Source organism: Corynebacterium sp. NML 120412 (genome assembly GCF_002285155.1).
Taxonomy (GTDB): domain Bacteria; phylum Actinomycetota; class Actinomycetes; order Mycobacteriales; family Mycobacteriaceae; genus Corynebacterium; species Corynebacterium gottingense.
Genome location: NZ_NSGL01000001.1, coordinates 1,059,701 through 1,078,495 on the forward strand (window position 1 = coordinate 1,059,701; position 18,795 = coordinate 1,078,495).

At 68.5% G+C, this 18,795-nt stretch carries 15 protein-coding genes; 6 read left to right on the forward strand and 9 right to left on the reverse strand.

The genetic code is table 11. From position 1 onward, the window contains the following. Positions 1 to 39 precede the first annotated feature (39 nt). Complete coding sequence (locus CKJ84_RS04825) at positions 40 to 1,818, forward strand: acetyl/propionyl/methylcrotonyl-CoA carboxylase subunit alpha (RefSeq protein WP_095546105.1); 1,779 nt, start codon at positions 40 to 42, stop codon at positions 1,816 to 1,818. 4 nt (positions 1,819 to 1,822) lie between these two features. Here CKJ84_RS04825 and CKJ84_RS04830 read toward each other — a convergent pair whose 3' ends face one another. Further along, positions 1,823 to 2,719, reverse strand: a complete 897-nt coding sequence (locus CKJ84_RS04830) for a hypothetical protein (RefSeq protein WP_095546106.1) — start codon at positions 2,717 to 2,719, stop codon at positions 1,823 to 1,825. 55 nt (positions 2,720 to 2,774) lie between these two features. On the opposite strand from CKJ84_RS04830, the gene CKJ84_RS04835 reads away from it, so the two are divergent. Both CKJ84_RS04835 and CKJ84_RS04840 read left to right on the forward strand, forming a co-directional pair. Then, positions 2,775 to 3,263 (forward strand): GNAT family N-acetyltransferase, encoded by a 489-nt coding sequence (locus CKJ84_RS04835; protein WP_095277640.1) that lies wholly within the window; start codon positions 2,775 to 2,777, stop codon positions 3,261 to 3,263. A gap of 44 nt (positions 3,264 to 3,307) precedes the next feature. Continuing rightward, on the forward strand, positions 3,308 to 4,408 hold the full coding sequence (locus tag CKJ84_RS04840; protein WP_095546107.1) for an HNH endonuclease signature motif containing protein: 1,101 nt from the start codon (positions 3,308 to 3,310) through the stop codon (positions 4,406 to 4,408). Here CKJ84_RS04840 and CKJ84_RS04845 read toward each other — a convergent pair. The 5 genes from CKJ84_RS04845 to prpD all read right to left on the reverse strand — a co-directional run bounded on the left by CKJ84_RS04845 (position 4,405) and on the right by prpD (position 12,457). Beyond that, positions 4,405 to 5,202: a S1 family peptidase gene (locus tag CKJ84_RS04845; RefSeq protein WP_143340311.1), complete on the reverse strand. Its 798-nt coding sequence runs from the start codon at positions 5,200 to 5,202 to the stop codon at positions 4,405 to 4,407. The genes CKJ84_RS04840 and CKJ84_RS04845 overlap by 4 nt on opposite strands. A gap of 37 nt (positions 5,203 to 5,239) precedes the next feature. Continuing rightward, positions 5,240 to 8,668 (reverse strand): pyruvate carboxylase, encoded by a 3,429-nt coding sequence (locus tag CKJ84_RS04850; protein ID WP_233125497.1) that lies wholly within the window; start codon positions 8,666 to 8,668, stop codon positions 5,240 to 5,242. Positions 8,669 to 8,852: 184 nt separating this feature from the next. Next, complete coding sequence (locus CKJ84_RS04855) at positions 8,853 to 9,992, reverse strand: bifunctional 2-methylcitrate synthase/citrate synthase (protein WP_095546110.1); 1,140 nt, start codon at positions 9,990 to 9,992, stop codon at positions 8,853 to 8,855. Positions 9,993 to 10,024: 32 nt separating this feature from the next. Next, positions 10,025 to 10,945: a methylisocitrate lyase gene (gene prpB, locus CKJ84_RS04860; RefSeq protein WP_095546111.1), complete on the reverse strand. Its 921-nt coding sequence runs from the start codon at positions 10,943 to 10,945 to the stop codon at positions 10,025 to 10,027. Then, positions 10,946 to 12,457: a 2-methylcitrate dehydratase PrpD gene (gene prpD / locus CKJ84_RS04865; RefSeq protein WP_095546112.1), complete on the reverse strand. Its 1,512-nt coding sequence runs from the start codon at positions 12,455 to 12,457 to the stop codon at positions 10,946 to 10,948. It abuts the gene before it with no gap. 190 nt (positions 12,458 to 12,647) lie between these two features. On the opposite strand from prpD, the gene CKJ84_RS04870 reads away from it, so the two are divergent. Beyond that, entirely contained in the window at positions 12,648 to 13,910 is a 1,263-nt protein-coding gene (locus tag CKJ84_RS04870; RefSeq protein WP_095546113.1) for a short-chain fatty acyl-CoA regulator family protein, read from the forward strand. 3 nt (positions 13,911 to 13,913) lie between these two features. On the opposite strand, the gene CKJ84_RS04875 is transcribed toward CKJ84_RS04870, so the two are convergent. The 3 genes from CKJ84_RS04875 to upp form a co-directional block, all read right to left on the reverse strand. Then, positions 13,914 to 15,320 carry an NAD(P)H-quinone dehydrogenase gene (locus tag CKJ84_RS04875; RefSeq protein WP_095546114.1) on the reverse strand — a complete coding sequence of 469 codons (1,407 nt, stop codon included), beginning with the start codon at positions 15,318 to 15,320 and terminating at the stop codon, positions 13,914 to 13,916. Positions 15,321 to 15,381: 61 nt separating this feature from the next. Next, a complete protein-coding gene (locus CKJ84_RS04880; protein WP_095546115.1) occupies positions 15,382 to 16,566 on the reverse strand; it encodes an amidohydrolase in 1,185 nt (394 codons plus the stop codon). A 70-nt stretch (positions 16,567 to 16,636) separates the two neighbouring features. Then, positions 16,637 to 17,272, reverse strand: coding sequence for a uracil phosphoribosyltransferase (gene upp, locus CKJ84_RS04885; protein WP_095537178.1), 636 nt, complete (start codon positions 17,270 to 17,272; stop codon positions 16,637 to 16,639). Positions 17,273 to 17,402: 130 nt separating this feature from the next. Between upp and CKJ84_RS04890 the strand changes: the two genes are divergently transcribed. Continuing rightward, positions 17,403 to 17,684: a hypothetical protein gene (locus tag CKJ84_RS04890; RefSeq protein WP_095546116.1), complete on the forward strand. Its 282-nt coding sequence runs from the start codon at positions 17,403 to 17,405 to the stop codon at positions 17,682 to 17,684. Beyond that, positions 17,681 to 18,769 (forward strand): C40 family peptidase, encoded by a 1,089-nt coding sequence (locus CKJ84_RS12630; RefSeq protein ID WP_304441708.1) that lies wholly within the window; start codon positions 17,681 to 17,683, stop codon positions 18,767 to 18,769. Before CKJ84_RS04890 ends, CKJ84_RS12630 begins: the two co-directional genes overlap by 4 nt. Positions 18,770 to 18,795: the final 26 nt, after the last annotated feature.

The window sequence follows — 18,795 nt, forward strand, 5'->3', positions numbered from 1 at the left end:
TTGGCAACACTAATCGATTGCGAGAAAGACGGGATTTTCGTGCGTACTGAACCGAGCACCAGCCAGAACCCAGTCACCAAAGTCCTGGTGGCCAACCGCGGCGAAATCGCCGTGCGCGTGATCCGCGCCGCGAAGGACGCGGGCATCGCTTCCGTCGCCGTGTACGCCGACCCGGACCGGGACGCGCCGTTCGCAGCGCTTGCCGACGAAGCCTTCTCCCTCGGCGGCGCCACCGCCGCAGAGTCCTACCTGGACATGGACAAGATCCTCGACGCCGCCGCGAAGGCCGGCGCGGACGCCATCCACCCCGGCTACGGCTTCCTGTCCGAGAACGCTGAGTTTGCCCGCCGCGTGATCGACGCGGGGCTGACCTGGATCGGCCCGTCGCCGGAGTCCATCGCCGCGCTGGGTGACAAAGTCACCGCCCGCCACATCGCCGAGGCGGCCAACGCCCCCATGGCGCCGGGCACCACGGACCCGGTCGCGGACGCGGACGAAGTCGTAGCGTTCGCGGACCAGCACGGGCTGCCGGTGGCCATCAAGGCAGCGTTCGGCGGCGGCGGCCGCGGCATGAAGGTGGCGTACACCCGCGAGGAGATCCCGGAGCTGTTCGAGTCCGCCACCCGCGAGGCGACGGCCGCGTTCGGCCGCGGCGAGTGCTTCGTCGAGCGCTACCTGGACAAGGCCCGGCACGTGGAGGCCCAGGTGCTGGCGGACATGCACGGCAACGTCGTCGTGATGGGCACGCGCGACTGCTCACTGCAGCGCCGCTTTCAGAAGCTCGTGGAGGAGGCGCCCGCGCCGTTCCTCACCGACGAGCAGCGCGAGCGCATCCACGCCTCTGCCAAGGCCATCTGCCGGGAGGCGGGCTACTACGGCGCCGGCACCGTGGAGTACCTCGTCGGCTCCGACGGGCTGATCTCGTTCCTGGAGGTCAACACGCGCCTGCAGGTGGAGCACCCGGTCACCGAGGCCACCACCGGCGTGGACCTGGTGCGCGAGCAGTTCCGCATCGCGCGCGGCGAGCAGCTGCGCTTCACCGAGGACCCGACCCCGCGCGGCCACGCCTTCGAGTTCCGCATCAACGGCGAGGACGCCACCGCCAACTTCATGCCCGCCCCGGGCACGGTCACCGAGTACGTCGAGCCGGCCGGCCCGGGCGTGCGCGTCGACTCCGGCGTGCGCGCGGGCTCCGTCATCGGCGGGCAGTTCGACTCCATGCTGGCCAAGCTCATCGTCTACGGCGAGGACCGCACCGAGGCGCTGCAGCGCGCCCGCCGCGCCCTCGACGAGTACGTGGTCACCGGCTTCCCCACCGTCATCCCCTTCCACAAAGCGATTGTGAACGACCCCGCGTTCGTGGGCACCGAGGACTCCTTCGACGTGTACACACGCTGGATTGAGGAGGAGTGGGTCAACGAGCTCACCAGCGACGACAACACCGACGACGCCGACGCTACAGACGACGCCGAGACGCGCACGTTCGCCGTCGAGGTCAACGGCCGCCGCATCGAAGTCGCGCTCCCCGCCTCCCTCGTCTTCGGCGGCGCCCAGCGCAAGAAGCCGAAGAAGCGCCGCTCCGGCGGGTCCAAGGCGGCCGTCTCCGGCGACGCCGTGGCCTCCCCGATGCAGGGCACCGTGATCAAGCTCAACGTCACCGAGGGCGACGAGGTGGAGGAGGGCGACGTCCTCCTGGTCCTCGAGGCCATGAAGATGGAGAACCCGGTCAAGGCCCACAAGGCCGGCACCGTCACCGGCCTCGCCGCCGAGGAAGGCGCCCAGGTGAACAAGGCCGCCGTGCTGATGGAGCTGAAGTAGCGGCCTACCCGAGGATCCCCTCGCCCTTCCACTCCACCACGGTCTGCAGGATCTGCCCGATGACCGGCGCGGATGCCGCGAGCACGCCGACGACGATGATCGCGATCACCGGCAGCGTGCCCTCTTCCAAACCTGTGCTGCCCTCGATGCGCTTGGCGGAGCCCGCGGCGGCGCCGCTGAGCGCGTCGTCAGGCAGCTCCGCCTTGTGCGCCGTCGGCTGCTGCACGCTGTAGTACTTCGAGATCAGCGCGATCTCGTCGGCCGACTCGACCGGCCCGCCGTTCTTCGCCGCCGACGCGCGCGACAGCTGGTGCTCCCCCTCGCTCTTCGACTCAATCACGCTCACCCCCGAGTACACGCCGAGGAACCCGCGCCCGGGCGCCCACACCGGCCCGCCCGAGTCGCCGTGCTGCCCCGTCTCGCCGTCGAAGTACACGTTATTGTTCACGCTCCCCGCGTACTTCCCGCAGATCACGCGCCGCGAGGCCGCGCCATAGGTGCACACTTGCTGCCCCGGACGCATCTCGCTTATCGACGCCACCTCGTCCCCACTCCTCCCATTCCCCGCAAGGCGCACCCCGTCGTCCCAGCGGATCGCCGCCCAGTCGTTGCCCGTGACGCTGTCGCCCCAGCGCGAGGAGGGGTACAAGGTGCCGATTTCTGGGGTGAGCGTGCCGTCGACAAGCTTGACCCTCACCCTGTCCCCCGAAAGGCCGCAGTGCGCGGAAGTGTAGCTGATGCGCTCGGCGTGGTCGTTGAACGCGACGGCGCAGCTGGAACTGTCGGCGACGACGATCTGCGCGCCCTGCGCCACCGCGGTCGCCGCGTGCGCGGGCGGGGCCACGGCGGCGGCGGTGGCGGCGATCGTGGCGGTGAGGGCGACGGCGACTCGGTTACGCATACGGCAGATCCTACAACCAGCAGCGTCCCTGCTCCGAGTTGCTATCGTGGGGCGCATGACATTTCAATTCCGACGCGCCGTCGAAGCCGATCGCACCTACCTCCAGCGCCTGAACTACCTCACCGAGGTGTTCGGCGACGAGGACGCGCCGATGCACGAGCAGCACCGCGACAGCATCGTCTCCGGCGTCGACGACTACGTCTACGGCTGGGACCCGGATTCCGACGGCGGCATCATCGCCACCGACGAATTCCATACCCCCGCCGGCGGCCTCTGGTTCCGCTACTGGGACGACCCGTCCAAGGGCCACGCCAACCTCGGCCCCGACATCCCCGAGCTGGCCATCGCGATCGAGGGCCGCTTCGCCGGGCAGCGCCTCGGCGCGCTCCTCCTCGAGCAGGCCGTGCAGCTGGGGCGCGAGCAGGGCGCCGAGCGCCTCGCCCTCTGGGTCGACCCAGACAATCCGCGGGCGCGCCACCGCTACGAGCAGTTCGGCTTCGACGACGTCAAGGGCCTCGACAACGTCATGGCCCTCGACCTCTAGAGTTCCGGTTGCGGGGTCCGTGCGCGTGGGTTAGCGTCGTGCGCATGGGGGAAGCACAACTGAAGGCCTTTTTCGCCTTCAAATCCGGGGGTATCGCGGCGCTCGAGCACGTCTACGACGCCGGCTACTCCGCCGAAGCGCTGACCGGCCTCGGCGCGGCCGATGACTACGCCGAGACGCTGTGCCAGCTGGCGTCGAAATTTTTCGCGCCCACCACGCACTCCCGCTATCAGCAGCGCGCCCGCGACGCCGCGCGGCGCAACAGCCACTGCGTCGAAACGCTCGACATGATCGTGTGCACGGGCCGCGCCATCGCGGATCCCACCGACCGCTGGGACTACACCGAGCAGCTCTGCGCCACCCGCGGCGACACCGCGACGCTGACCAAGCGCGCCGCCACGCTGCGCAAGAAGTTTCTCGCGCCCCGCGTTCCCAAGGACGGCGCCACCATCCGGCGCAGCACGGCGCACGACAAGATCAGCGTGACGTTCACGGCGTCATCAAACGCGATGCAGGACGTCATCACCACCCTGGAGACGCGCGACGAGCACGGCGCGACGATCGACGCGATCGATTGGCTGGTGAACAACCGCTCGCTGTCCCAGGCCCCGGCGGCCGTCCACCTCATTGTCACCGACGACCAGATCGACCACATCCTCGCCGGCACCGACGACCAGCCGGACACCGAGCCGGTCGTGGTGACCAACACCGGGATCCGCATGACCACCAGCCAGGTGCTCGACCGGCACATCCTCCCCGACGGCTACATCACCCTCGCCTCCGGGCACCTCGGCCCCATTAACACGCACCGCATGCGCCTGGCCTCGCCAGTGCAGCGGCTCGCGCTCGAAGCGGACTCCCCGACCTGCTGCTGGCCCGACTGCAACACGCCAATCAGCGGGTGCCAGGCCCACCACCTCACCGAATACATCCAGGGCGGCGAGACCACCCCGGCGAACATGTGCTGGCTCTGCCCGCACCACAACGCCGTCAACGGCCAGCCGGGCCGCGGCCGCATGACCCGCATCGACGGCCGCATCGCCTGGGTCGGGCCGAACAACAGCTCGCCCAAATTCACCGGCCGGAGCTACACCCCGCACCGCGCCCCCGTCGGCGGCCCGGCCCAAGGCCGACCACCCGACTAGCCGTTGAAGATCAGGGATAGGACCGCGAGGAGCAGCTGCAACGCGCCGCTGAACACCGCGCGCAACCAGGAATCACTGCTGCCCGTCGGCTCGGGCGGCGGCGGTTTCGGCGCGCCCGCCTGCGCGTCGTCGCTGAAGTAGCTGACGAACACGTCGATGATCGCGTCGCGGATCGGCCCGCCGTCGGCCGTCGTCGCGCCGAGCGTGAACGCTTTCGTGCGCCCCGTCAGGTTGTCGCGCCCTTCGAGCGACGCCGAGTGCACGCCGACGAAGCCGCGCCCCGGAATCCACATCGGCCCGCCGGAGTCGCCCGGGGCGCCGGGCTCGACGTCCACGAGAAACGAGTTGCCCACCCGCGCGTAGTAGGTGCCGCAGGTCGCGGCGCCGGTGGCCCAGCCGTAGTAGCAGACGGTTTCGCCGCGCCGGATGTCGTCCAGCGGGATCTGCGCGTCGCCGGTGTACTCGTTCGGCCCGAGCTCGACGCCCGCGTCCCACCGGATGCGGGCCCAGTCGTTGGTCGTCTCCTCGCTGCGCGGCGAGGTGTCGAGGGTGCCGATTGCGGGGGACCACGTGCCGTCGTCAAGCACTTTGCGCACCCTGTCGCCGCTGGTGCCGCAGTGCGCGGCGGTGAAGCTTTCGCGCTCGCCGTTGAAGCCGACGGTGCACTCGGAGCCATTCACGACGACAGCGTCCCCCTGCCCCACCGTCACCGCCCCCGCCACGGGCGCAGCCAGGAAAAGGGCCGCAGCCGCTGTCGCGACGCTGCGGCCCATCGGCACGGGAAGCATTCTCACCTGAGCAATTGTACCCAACTGCTCAGGTGGGCAAAACTTACTTTTCGGAGATGACGACCACCAGGTCGCCGCCCTCAACCTTGGTCGGCTGCGAGAACGCGAGGCGCTCGATCGTGCCGTCCTGGGTGGCGGAGATGCCGGCCTCCATCTTCATGGCCTCGATGGTGGCGACCTGGTCGCCGGCCTTGACCTCGTCGCCGACCTTGGCGGTGATGTTGACCACGCCCGCGAACGGCGCGGCGACGTGGCCCGGGTTCAAGGCGTCCGCCTTCTCGGCCTCCGCGACCGTGGACTCGGCGTGCTCGTCGCGCACCAGCATCGGGCGGACCTGGCCGTTGACGGTAAGGATGACCTGGCGCATGCCCTTCTCGTCCGGCTCGCCGATGGCGTCCAGGCGCACGGACAGCGGCGGGCGCTGCTCGTCGATCTCGCCGTACCAGATCATGGTCTCCTCGCCCTCGACGAGGCCGTAGAAGAAGGTGCGGTCCGACAGCTGGTCGGTCACGCCGTAGGTGCGGCGGTGCTCCTGGAACTCGGCGTACTGCTTCGGGAACAGCAGCTTGTCCAGGGCCACGCGGCGGACGTCGTGGTCGTCGGACGCCAAGTCGCCCTCGAGCTCAGCAGGGACCTCGACGGTGTGGTCGACGGGGCTGCGGTCGGCCAGGGCGGCGTCGCGAAGCAGCGGCCAGCCGCCCGGGGGCGTACCGAGCTCGCCTTGCAGGAAGCCGATGACGGACTCCGGGATGTCGTACTTGCGCGGGTTCTCCGCGAAGTCCTTCGGGTCCACGCCCGCGCCCACGAGGTGCAGCGCGAGGTCGCCGACGACCTTGGAGGACGGGGTGACCTTGGTCGGGCGGCCCAGGATCTCGTTGACCGCGGCGTAGTAGTCCTCGATGAGCTCGAAGCGGTCGCCCAGGCCCAGCGCGTTCGCCTGCGTGCGCAGGTTGGACAGCTGGCCGCCCGGGATCTCGTGCTTGTACACGCGGCCGGTCGGGCCGGGGATGCCGGACTCGAACGGGGCGTAGACCTGGCGCACGGCCTCCCAGTACGGCTCCATGTCGGAGACGGCCTGCAGGGAGATGCCGGTGTCGCGCTCCGTGTTGGCAAACGCGGCGACGAGCGCGGACATCGACGGCTGCGAGGTGGTGCCGGCCAGCGGCGCGGACGCCACGTCGACGACGTCGGCGCCGGCGTTGGCGGCTGCGAGGTAGGTGGCCAGCTGGCCGCCCGCGGTGTCGTGGGTGTGCACGTGGACCGGCAGGTCGAAGCGCTCGCGCAGCGCGGAGACCAGCTTCGCGGCGGCGGCCGGGCGCATGAGGCCCGCCATGTCCTTGATGGCCAGGACGTGGGCGCCAGCGTCGACAATCTGCTCCGCGAGGCGCAGGTAGTAGTCCAGTGTGTAGAGGTCCTCGTTCGGGTCCATGAGGTTGCCGGAGTACGCCATGGCGACCTCGGCGACGGTGGTGTTGGTCTCCAGGACCGCCTCGATCGCCGGGCGCATCTGGGAGACGTCGTTGAGCGCGTCGAAGATGCGGAAGATGTCGATGCCGGAGGTGGCCGCCTCCTGCACGAACGCCTTGGTCACCGAGTCCGGGTACGGCGTGTAGCCGACGGTGTTGCGGCCGCGCAGCAGCATCTGGATGTTCACGTTCGGCATCGCCTCACGCAGCTCGTCCAGGCGCATCCACGGCGACTCGTGCAGGAAGCGCATGCCCACGTCGTAGGTCGCGCCGCCCCACGCCTCCACGGAGGTCAGCCCCGGGGTGAGGTGGCCGACGTGCTTCGCGGCCGCGACGAGCGTGTTCGTGCGGATGCGGGTGGCCAGCAGGGACTGGTGCGCGTCGCGGAACGTCGTCTCGGTGACGCCGAGCGCGGTCTGGTTACGCAGCTTCTCCGCCCACTTCTTCGGGCCGAGCTCGAGCAGCTCGTCGCGGGAGCCGCGCGGCGTGTCGGAGTACTCGGTGGTGGGCAGCTTTTTCGACGGCCGGATCGTGGTCGGTCGCGGACCGTTCGGCTTGTTCACCGTGACGTTGGCCAGGTAGTCGAGGATGCGGCCGGCGTCGTCAGCTGCCGGCGGGGCCTCGAGCAGGAACGGGTGCGCGGCGATGTAGCCGGTGTTGATGCGCTCGTGCTGGAAGTCGTCCTGGGAGAGCAGCACGCGCAGGAAGCCAATGTTGGTGGAGACGCCGTTGACGGTGAACTCGTTGAGCGCGCGCAGGGCGCGGTCCACGGCGACCTGGAAGTTGCGGCCGCGGCAGGTCATCTTCACCAGCAGGGAGTCGAAGTTCGGGGTGATCTCCGTGCCGACGGACACGCTGCCGTCCAGGCGGACGCCGGCGCCGCCCGGCGAGCGGTAGCCGGTGACGGTGCCGGAGTCGGGGCGGAAGCCGTTGTTCGGGTCCTCGGTGGTGATGCGGCACTGCAGGGCGGCACCGTTGACCTCGATGAGATCCTGCTCGAGGTGGACGTCCTCCAGCTTGGCGCCGGCGGCGATGTACATCTGGTTCTTCACAATGTCCACGCCCGTGACCTCCTCGGTCACGGTGTGCTCGACCTGCACGCGCGGGTTCATCTCGATGAAGACGTGGTTGCCCTTTTCGTCCACGAGGAACTCGACGGTGCCGGCGCCCTCGTAGTTGATCTCCTTGCAGAACTTCACCGCGTCCTCGCAGATGCGCTGGCGCTGCTCCTCGGTGATGTGCTGTGCAGGCGCGATCTCTACGACCTTCTGGTGGCGGCGCTGCAGGGAGCAGTCGCGCTCGTAGAGGTGGACCACGTTGCCGTAGGAGTCCGCCATGACCTGGACCTCGATGTGCTGCGGGTTGATCACGGCGCGCTCGACGTAGACGTTCGGGTCGCCGAAGGCGGCCTCCGCCTCGCGCGACGCCTCGGCGGCGAGCGCCTCCAGGTCTTCCGGCTTTTCCACGAAGCGCATGCCGCGCCCGCCGCCGCCCGCGACGGCCTTGATGAAGACGGGGAACTGGAATTCCTTCGCGTACTCGGCAAGCTGTGCGACGTCCGAGGACGGCTCTGAGTCCTTCAGCGTGGGCAGCCCGGCGCGCTCGGCAGCCTGGACGGCGGCGGACTTGTCGCCGGTCAGGTCCAGGGTGTCCGCGGAGGGGCCGATGAACTTAATGCCGTTGGCGTCGCAGGCGCGGGCCAGGTCGGCGCGCTCGGAGAGGAAGCCGTAGCCCGGGTAGATCGCGTCCGCGCCGGTTTCCTTGGCGGCGCGGATGATCTCGTCAATGTCCAGGTAAGCCTTGACGGGCTGGCCCTCGGTGCCGATCTGCACGGCCTCGTTTGCAAAGGGGCGGTGGAAGGAGTTGCGGTCCTCCCGCGGGTAGACCGCCACGGTTTTCGCACCGGTCTCAAACGCTGCGCGGAACGCGCGCACCGCGATCTCGCCGCGGTTGGCAACGAGGATCTTCTTGAAGGCGGGGAGGTCATTAAGTGGGAGTTGTTCCACGAGAACTTTGTCCTTTCGCTGTGTGCAAGGCACGGTTCGCATATCGAACGGAGCACCTCGACTCTACCGCGTCCGACGACGCCAGATGTGCATTTTATGAACTCATTTGGGGCAGGCAGCGCGCGCAACAGCCCGCCGAGCGCGTTGTGTGCGACGGGGCGGGCTGGCGTCGATAAGCAAATTGTTAGAGGTGGCGCTCCTCCGGGCCGTTGTAGGCGGACAATGGGCGGATGAGCGAGTTGTTCTCGTACTGCTCGATGATGTGGGCGATCCAGCCGGTGATGCGGGCCATGACGAACAGCGGGGTGAAAAACTCGATGTCGAAGCCCAGGATGTAGTAGGCCGGGCCCGACGGGAAGTCCAGGTTGGGCTTGATGTGGATGGAGGTGTTCTCGTACATCGTCTTTTCCATGATGTCGTAGATGTCCACCCACTTCTGGGAATCCTTCTCCGGGTGCTCGGAGGCGAGCTTCTTAAACGCGGCCTCCATCGTGGGCACGCGCGAGTCGCCCTTCTTGTACACGCGGTGACCGAAGCCCATGACGAGCTCCTTGTTTTTCAGCTTGTTCAGCGTCCAAGCCTCCGCGTTGTCCGGCGAGCCGACCTCGACCATGTTGTGCATGACAAACTCGTTCGCGCCGCCGTGCAGCGGCCCCTTGAGCGCGCCGATCGCCGCGGTGATGGCGGACCACGCGTCGGACTGCGTGGAGGTCACCGTGCGGGCGGTGAAGGTGGAGGCGTTGAAGGAGTGCTCCGCGTACAGGATGAGCGACTTCTCAAAGGCCTCGATGTCGGACGGAATCGTGGCCGGCGAGCCCTCATCGTCGCCGAAGACCATCCAGAGGAAGTTCTCGGCAAAGCTCTTGTCGTGCGACGGCGCGAGGTAGTCCTTGCCCTGGCGGCGGCGGATGTCGGTGGCCACGACGGTCGGCAGCTTGGCCAGCAGCTGGGTGCCGATCTTGCGGATGTGGTCCGCGTCCGGCGTGAACTTGTACTCGTCGCGGGTGCCCAGGAAGGACACGGCGGTGCGCAGCACGTCCATCGGGTGGCAGTCCTTGGGCAGGAAGTTGATGACCTGGATGAGGTCCTCGTCGATGTCGCGGTTGGCCATGCAGCCGTTGCGGAACTCCTCGCGGCCCTGCTCGTCCGGCAGCTCGCCGTGCCACAGCAGGTACGCGACCTCCTCGAAGGTGCAGTTTTCGGCGAGCTCCTGCACGGGGTAGCCCTGGTACAGCAGCGAGTTGGTCTCGGGGTTGACTTTGGAGATGGCCGTGTAGTCGGCGACGACGCCGGCGAGGCCCTTGCGAATTTCCTGATCAGACATGATGTGCTCCTTTGGGGGGATGGGAATGGGGTCTACTCGAACGTGGACGAGTAGCTGTCCTTGGAGTAGGTGAAGACGGACTGGTCGAACTGGTTGTATTCGTCGTAGCGGACGAGCTCGTAGAGGCGCGAGCGGTGCTGCATCTTGCCCAGCCACGGCGTTTGGATGCCGGTGTCGGCGATGTCGCGCAGCATCGCCTCGGTTTGACCCATGGCGATGCGGAACGTGGTCACCGGCCAGATCACCGCGTTGTAGCCGAGGTTTTCCAGCGTGCCGGCGGACAGCAGCTCGGTCTTGCCGAACTCCGTCATGTTGGCCAACAGCGGGGTATCCACGGCTTCGCGGAACTTGGCAAAGTCTGCCTCCGAGTACAGCGCTTCAGTGAAGATGAGGTCCGCGCCCGCGTCGGCATACGCCTTCGCGCGCTCGATGGCCTCGTCGATGCCTTCGATGCCGGCGGCGTCGGTGCGCGCGCAGATGACGAAATTGTCGTCCTGCCGCTCGCGCACCGCCGCGGTGATGCGGCGCACCATGAGGTCGCGGGGCACGACCTCCTTGCCGTCGAGGTGGCCGCAGCGCTTCGGGTTCACCTGGTCTTCCAGGTGGAGCGCCGCGAGTCCTGCGGCTTCGAATTCAGCGACGGTGCGGGCTGCGGACATGGGTTCGCCGAAGCCGGTGTCGGCGTCGATAAGCACTGGCAGGTTGGTGGCGCGGGCGATCTGGCCGCCGCGGTTGGCTACCTCGGACAGGGTGGTCAGGCCGATGTCGGGCAGGCCGAGGTCGTTGGCCACCACGGCGCCGGAGACGTACACGCCCTCGAAGGCGCCGATGTCTTCGATGAGCCGCGCCGTGAGCGGGTTGAACGCGCCCGGCAGCTTGGTGATGGTCTCCGAGGTGAGCGAATCGCGCAGTGCTTGCCGACGCTCACGCGGTGTCTTCTCTGGTGCAAACATTTAGAAAATGCCTCCTGGGATCTCGGGCGCGTTCGCCTTCGCGTCGTCGTTGACCGCGATGTTGAGCGCGGACAGGTCGGTGAGGTGTTCCAGGTCCTGCACCGCGGCGAGGAAGCGGTCCTGCTCCTCCGGGGCGACGATGCCCTCGGCGAGGGTGCGGAACTTCTGGATGTAGTTGTCGCGCTCGAAGGGGCGGGCGCCGAACGGGTGGGCGTCGGCGACAGCCATCTCGTCCTCGATGACGGTGCCGTCGGCGAAGGTGATCACGGCGCGGGCGCCGAAGGCCTTCTCGTTCGGGTCCTGCGAGTGGTAGCGGCGGGTCCACTCCTCGTCCTCCACCGTGGAGATCTTGTGCCACAGCTCGACGGTCTCGGGACGGCCGGCGCGCTCCGGGGTGTAGGAGTTGACGTGGTGCCAGGTGCCGTCCTCGAGCGCGACGGCGAACATGTACATGATGGAGTGGTCGAGGGTTTCGCGGGATGCGGTGGGGTCCATCTTCTGCGGGTCGTTCGCGCCGGTACCGATGACGTAGTGAGTGTGGTGCGAGGTGTGCAGGACGATGGATTCGATGTCGGCGGTGGACTTGCCGGCATCAGCGATGGTCTGCTTCATGCGACGCGCCAGGTCGATCGGAGCCTGGGCCTGGTACTCGGCGGAGTGCTCCTTGGTGTAGGTCTCCAAGATGGCGCGCTTGGCCTCGCCGTCGGCAGGCAGCGGCACGGTGTAGGTGCGCTCCGGGGAGTGCAGCATCCAGGCGATAAAGCCGTCCTCCCCTTCCCAGATCGGGGCCGGCGCGCCCTCGCCGCGCATGGTGCGGTCGACGGCCTCGATGCCCATCTTGCCGGCAAACGCCGGGGCGGACGCCTTCCACGAGGAGATCAGGCCCTTGCGGGACTGGCGGGTGGCGGTGGTGGTGTGCAGCGCCTGGCCGACGGCCTGGTAGATGGTGTCCACGTCCAGGTCCAGCATGGTGCCGATGCCGGCCGCGACCGACGGCCCGAGGTGCGCGACGTGGTCGATCTTCCACTCGTGCAGGCAGATGCCCTTGACCAGGTTGACCTGGATCTCGTAGCCGGTGGCGATACCGCGGATAAGCGCCTTGCCGTCGAGCCCCTTGTGCTGGGCGACGGCCAGGATCGGCGGGATGTTGTCGCCTGGGTGCGAATACTCGGCGGCGAGGAAGGTGTCGTGGAAGTCCAGCTCGCGCACGGCCGTGCCGTTGGCAAAGGCGGCCCACTCGGCGGAGTAGGCGCCGTCCGCGCCGAAGACCTGCGCGCCGCCCTCGGCGACCGGGTGTGCCAGGGCCATCTCGCGCGCCGTGGCGACGGGGCGGCGGCCGTAGGAGGCGACGGCGACGGAGGCGTTGTCGATGATGCGGTTGATAATCATCTCGCGCGTATCTTCCGGCACCTCAACCGGGTCGGCGGCGACCTTGGCCACCTTGTAGGCAAGGTGTTCCTCGATGGGGAAATCCTCGGCGGACTTCCTGGTGCGGACTTCGTGGTTGATCATTCGGTGTGCAACTCCTCGGCTGGTGTGGGGGGCGAGTGGGCGTCGATAAGCGACTTGGTGCACCTCATAGTAAGTGGGAAAATGTGTCGCACGACATATTTCGCTGTGTGAAAAGGAGTGTCACGGGTGCGCGGTTTTTGTAAACTTTGTAAAACCACAGTTCAACGCACCGAAGCGGCGGGGAGGCCCAATGACCAAGCACTACGCGGGGGCAAGAATCCACACGCTGCGCACCAACGAAGGGCTCACGCAGGTGGACATGGCGCGCAAGCTCGGCATCTCCACCAGCTACCTCAACCAGCTGGAAAACGACCAGCGGCCCCTCACCGTCACCGTGCTCCTGCAGCTCACGCAGGTCTTCGGGCTGGACGCGACGTTCTTCTCCCCCGACGCCGAGCAGCGCGTCGCCGGCGAACTCGCGGAGCTACTGCCCGGCGCGCCCGAGTCGGAGCTCGCGGAGATCGCGCTGCGCTACCCCGCCGTCGCGCAGGGCATCAAAGACCTTCCCGGGATGCTCGCCGGCGCCGCCAGCAACCCGCACATCGTCGTGCGCGACTTCTTCCAGCAGCACAACAACTACTTCCACGACCTGGACACGGCCGCAGAGGACTTCGCCACCCCGCTGCACGCGCGCCAGCTGCGGCTCACCCGCATCGCCGCCGTGCTGGACCGCGACTTCGGCTACACCGTCCGCTTCAACCAGCACACCGGCGGCGAGCGCTCGGCCGCCAGCGCCGACGCGCGCGAGATCCGCCTGCGCACCGGCCTTTCCGAGGCCCAGCAGTGCTTCGAGCTGTCGTACCACTACGCGCGCATCGCGCACGGGCAGCTTCTCGACGCCCACGCCTCCCCCATCGCCAACCCCCGCGCCCGCCAACTCGCGCGCCACGGCCTGGCGCAGTACTTCGCCGCGGCCGCCACCATGCCGTATTCGCTCATCCTGGAGGCGGCGGAGGAAACCCGCTACGACGTGGACGTGATCTCCGCGCGCTTCGGCACCGGCTTCGAGTCCACCTGCCAGCGGCTGGGCACCCTGCAGCGGCCCGGCGCGACCGCCATCCCCTTCGTGTTCATCCGCACCGACCGGGCTGGCAACATCTCGAAGCGGCAGTCCACCACCTCGTTCCACTTCTCCCAGCGCGGTGGGACCTGCCCGCTGTGGGTGGTACACCGGGCGTTTGAGACCTCCAACCGCGTCACCCGGCAGGTCTCCGTCATGCCCGACGGGCGGACGTACATGTGGGTGGCGCGGATGGTGCAGGGCCCGGCGGTGGAGTTTGGGAAACCGCGCAAGGAAAACGCCGTGGCGCTGGGGTGCGACGCCGCCCACGCGGACCGGATGGTCTACGCGGACGGGCTCGACCTGTCGCCGGACTCCGCCACCCCGATCGGGCCGGGGTGCGAGACGTGCCCGCGGCGCGCCTGCCCGCAGCGGGCGTTCCCGGCGCTGTGACGTTTAGTCCAGGTCGGACTTCTTCACCAGGCGGCGCGCCGCCTCCGTCACGGAGCCGGACAGCGACGGGTAGACCGCCATGGAGTTGGCCAGCTGCGCGACGGTGAGGTTGTTGGCCACCGCGATGGTCAGCGAGTGGATGAGCTCGGAGGCGGTCGGCGCGACGATCACGCCGCCGATGACCTGGCCGGAGCCCTTGCGGGCAAAGATCTTGACAAAGCCGTGCTGCAGGGAGCGCATCTTGGCGCGCGCGTTGGTGGCCAGGGGCAGCTTGTACACCTCGGCGGCCACCTCCCCGTCCTTGATCTGCTGCTCGGTCACGCCCACCGCGGCGATCTCGGGGCGGGTGAACACAGCGTTGCCCACGGTCTTGATGCGCAGGGGGGTCACGCCCTCGCCGAGCGCGTGGTCCACGGCGATGCGGCCCTGCTGCGCAGCCACGGATGCCAGCGGCATGAGGTCGGAGCAGTCGCCCGCAGCGTAGATGCCGGAGACGTTGGTGCGGGAGACGCGGTCGACGTGGATGTGGCCCGACGGGGTGGTCTCCACACCGGCGGCCTCCAGGTTCAGGTCCGCGGTGTTCGGGATGGAACCGATGGACATCATCACGTGCGAGCCCTCGATGGCGCGCCCGTCGGTGGTGTGGACGACCACGCCGTCGCCGGTGTTTTCCACGCGCTCGACGCGCGCGTCCTTCTCCAGCTGCACGCCCAGGTTGCCCAGGACGGTCTCGAGCACGTCGGCGGCATCCGCGTCGTCGTGCGGCAGGATGCGGTTGCGCGAGGCCACCATGGTCACCTTCACGCCCAGCTCAGCGAAGGCGGAGACGAACTCCGCGCCGGTGACGCCGGAGCCGACGACGATGAGGTGGGTGGGCATCTCGATCAGGTCGTACATCTGGCGCCAGTTGAGGATGCGCTCCCCGTCCGGCTCGGCGCCCTTGAGCACGCGCGGGCTCGCGCCGGTGCAGACGAGCACCATGTCGCAGTCGATGTGCTCGGTGGTGCCGTCGGCGCACTCGACTTCGAGGCTGTGCGTGGTGTGGCCCTTCTGCTCGTCGGTAAAGCGCGCGCGGCCGTCGATAAAGCGCACGCCCACGCGGTCCAGCTGGGCGCGGATGTCGCGCGACTGCTCGGCCGCCAGCGCCACCACGCGGTTGTTCAACGCGCTCAGCGCCAGGTGCGCCTCGCCCAGGCCGTGGTTGAGGCCCATGTCGTCGGCGCGACGCAAGTCCGTCTTAATGTTGGCGCCCGCAATGAAGCTTTTCGACGGCACCACGTCCTTCCGGATCGCCGATCCGCCAGCCCCCTGGTCCTCCACCACGATGATCTCCGCGCCGTAATTTGACGCGACCAGCGCGGCCTCGTACCCTGCCGGACCTCCACCAACAATGACGATCTTCTTCGACACCGAGTTTCTCTCCCCTTTTATTTGCGAGCGGAATTTTTCGTGCGCCAGTGTACAGGCCCGCCTAAAGCTTCGATGCGTTGAAGTACTGCTCCACCACGGAGCCGAAGAAGCGCACGCCGACGGCGATGGCGCGCTCGTCAATGTTCAGGTTGCCCTGGTGCAGGTCGTACTGTTCCCCGCTCCCGCTCCACGCGCCGAGGCGCACCATCGCGCCGGGGACGTGCTCGAGGTACCAGGAGAAGTCCTCCCCGCCCGAGGACTGCGGGGCAGTGACGATCCCGTGCGGGTCCACGGCGCGGCCGGCGGCGGCCGCAAGGGCGGTGGCGGCGTCGTCGTTCAGCACCGGCGGCACGCCGCGCACGTAGTCGAGGTGGTAGGTGCAGCCGGTCGGCGCGACGACCAGGTCGATCAGGTCCGTGAGCAGGTCCTCCAGCCCGCGCCAGGTGGTGATGTCCGCGGTGCGGATCGTCCCGTCCAGCACGCCGACCTTCGGGATCGCGTTCGGGGCGTCGCCGGCCTCCACGTGGCCGAACACCAACACGGTGCCGGTGCGCGGGTCCACGCGGCGCGACAGCAGCGCCGGCAGCTGCGTCACCAGCGCGCCAAGGGCGTAGACCACGTCCGTGGTCAGCTGCGGCCGCGAGGTGTGGCCGCCCGGCCCCTCCACCCGCACGCTCAGCACGTCTGAGGCGGAGGTGATCGCCCCGGCGCGCACGCCGACCTGCCCCACCCGCAGCTTCGGCTCGGTGTGCAGCGCGTAAATCGTGCTCACGCCTTCGAGCGCGCCCCACTTGATCACGTCGAGCGCGCCGCCGCCCATGACCTCTTCGGCCGGTTGGAAGATGACGCGTACGCCGTGGGGCAAGGGTGCTTTGGCAAGCGCACATGCGAGCGCCAGCGCAACGGTGGTGTGGACGTCGTGGCCGCACGCGTGGGAGACCCCCGGCTCAGTGGAGGCGAACGAGAGGCCGGTCTGTTCGGTGACCTTCAGGGCGTCAATGTCGGCGCGGAATGCGAGGCGCTCCCCGCCCTCCGGCCCGATGTCCACGTACAGCCCGGTGCCCGGGAACGGGACGGGCTGCAGCCCGTGCGCAACGAGGACGTCGTGGATGAACCTGGTCGTCTGGACCTCTTCGTTGGAGAGCTCGGGGTGGGAGTGCAGATGTCGGCGCCACTCGATGACCTCGTCGTGGTGCTGCGTGACCCATGTGTCCACGGCTGCCGCGATTGATGCCGTGTCTGCCATTGTCCCTCCGGCTCTCTCGATGTGGCGTGTGCTTAGCCTGACAGTCTACGCGCGCACGCCCAGCGCAGAGCTAAAAGTCAATATTGCGCGGCCCGTAGAGGCGATCGCCGGCGTCGCCAAGCCCGGGCACGATGTACGCCTGCTCGTTCAAGCTCGGGTCGATCGCCGCGGTGATGAGCCGGATGGGACCGCCGTGAGCTTGCAGCTTATCGACGCCCGGCTGCGCACTCACCATGCACACACAGGTAATATCGTCCGCCCCGCGGTCAACCAACAGGTCGATCGCGTGGATGAGCGAGCCGCCCGTGGCCAGCATCGGGTCGACGAGGAAGACGGGCTGGCCGGACAGGTCGTCCGGCAGCGCCTCCAGGTACGGCACCGGCTCGTGCGTCTCCTCGTTGCGGGCCATGCCGATGAAGCCGACTTGCGCGTCCGGGATCATGGACAGCGCGGGATCGATCATGCCGAGGCCGGCGCGGATGATGGGGACAATGATCGGCGGCGTCTTCAACCGGGACCCCTGCGCGGTATCCACCGGGGTGACGGTGTCGAAGGTTTCCACTTCGAGGTCGCGGGAGGCCTCATAGATCAGCATGGCGCCGAGGTCCGCGAGCGCCGCGCGGAAAGCTGCGTTGTTGCTGCGCTCGTCGCGCATGATGGTCAGGCGGGAGGCAGCAAGGGGATGATTCACAACGGTGATGTCCATGACTCCCCATGCTAACCCACCAGCGCGAAACGACCGCGAAAACAACGAGGTCCAGCAGGCGCGGGAAAAATTTTGCAAGTTTTTTGGCTCTCGATGGAACCGGGGGCGCCTTCGCTGCGTCTAATACTGCATGAACGTATTTGAACTCGACACCACATATGTCCGCTCCCACACCGATGCGCTGCGCAATGACGCAGCATCGCTTGCGCCCCTGTCCGAACTGCCCATCCCCGCCACCGGCCCGCTCGCCAACTTCGCCCGCGCCACCGCTGGCGCCATCCGCTGCTCCAACGGCAAGGCCGAAGAGCTGCAGGAGGCCGCCCGCCGGATCGCGGGCAACATGGACCTCACGCTGCAGGCAGCCCACTGCGTGGACGAGACCACGGGGCTCACCCTGGAGGGCGCGCTATGAGCACAGCAACGCCATCGCCCCTGACCGCGTTCGCCCAACATCCCACCTTCACCGCGGTGCGCGATACCGCGCGGGGCTCGTGCATCGACCCGCTTTACGCGGCCACGAAGATCTTCGCGTCCTGCCCGGAGATCTTCCCGACGCTCCCGCCGTTTTCCACCCCGCAGTTCGCCGCCTTCGACCCGCTCGCCAGCGTCGTCGGGGCGGATGCCGGGCGCTACCGCGACGCGGTCACCGCGCTGACCACGCAGCGCGACGAGATCAGCGACATGGTCGTCACCGGCACCACGCTCGTCGCCACCGCGGTGGCCGAGCTCGTGGACACCGCCATCTCCATGGTCCGCAACGCGTCCGCCGCTGCCGCCGCAGCTGCCGTCGGCGGTCCGCTCGCGCAGCTCTCCGCCGCCGCGCCCGTGGTGATCACCGGCCTGCTCAAGGCTGGCGCGATCCTGGAAACCCTGGGCAATGACCTCGACGGCCTCGCCGACCGGCTGAACCAGACGACGCTGGCGATGCACGCCCGGGAGGCGCTGGTGGCGTCGCCGGTCGCGCAGGAAGCGCAGCGCACGCTCGGCGAGCTGGTCGATCGCTCTCCCCTGGCCGCGATCCGTCCCACCACCGCCCCGGTGCCGGAAACCCGCCCGGCGGCGCAGCCGATGGCGGCGAGCGTGGGCGGCGGCGAACCCGGCCCCGCGGGCGATGCGACCCCGCCGGAGCTCGGCGAACCGGTTAGCCCTGCGAGTACGGCCGGGTCCGCTGCGGTGCAGGCGGCGAAGTCGCAGATCGGCACCCCGTACACCTGGGGCGGCAGCCAGCCCGGCGGCTTCGACTGCTCCGGTCTCACCTCCTGGGCATACGGGCAGGCCGGCGTGGACATCCCGCGCACCGCAGCGGAGCAGGCCGTCGGCCAGCAGGTGGCGTACGAGGACCTGCAGGAAGGCGACCTGGTGGTGTGGGACGGCCACGTCGCCATGTACGCCGGCGACGGGATGATGATCGAGGCGGGCGACCCCGTCCAGCTCAATCCGGTGCGCACCGAGAACATCGGCATGCCGTTCCGCGGCTTCTGGCGTCCGACGGCGTAGCCGGGAGGGGCAGCGGGTTGGGTGCG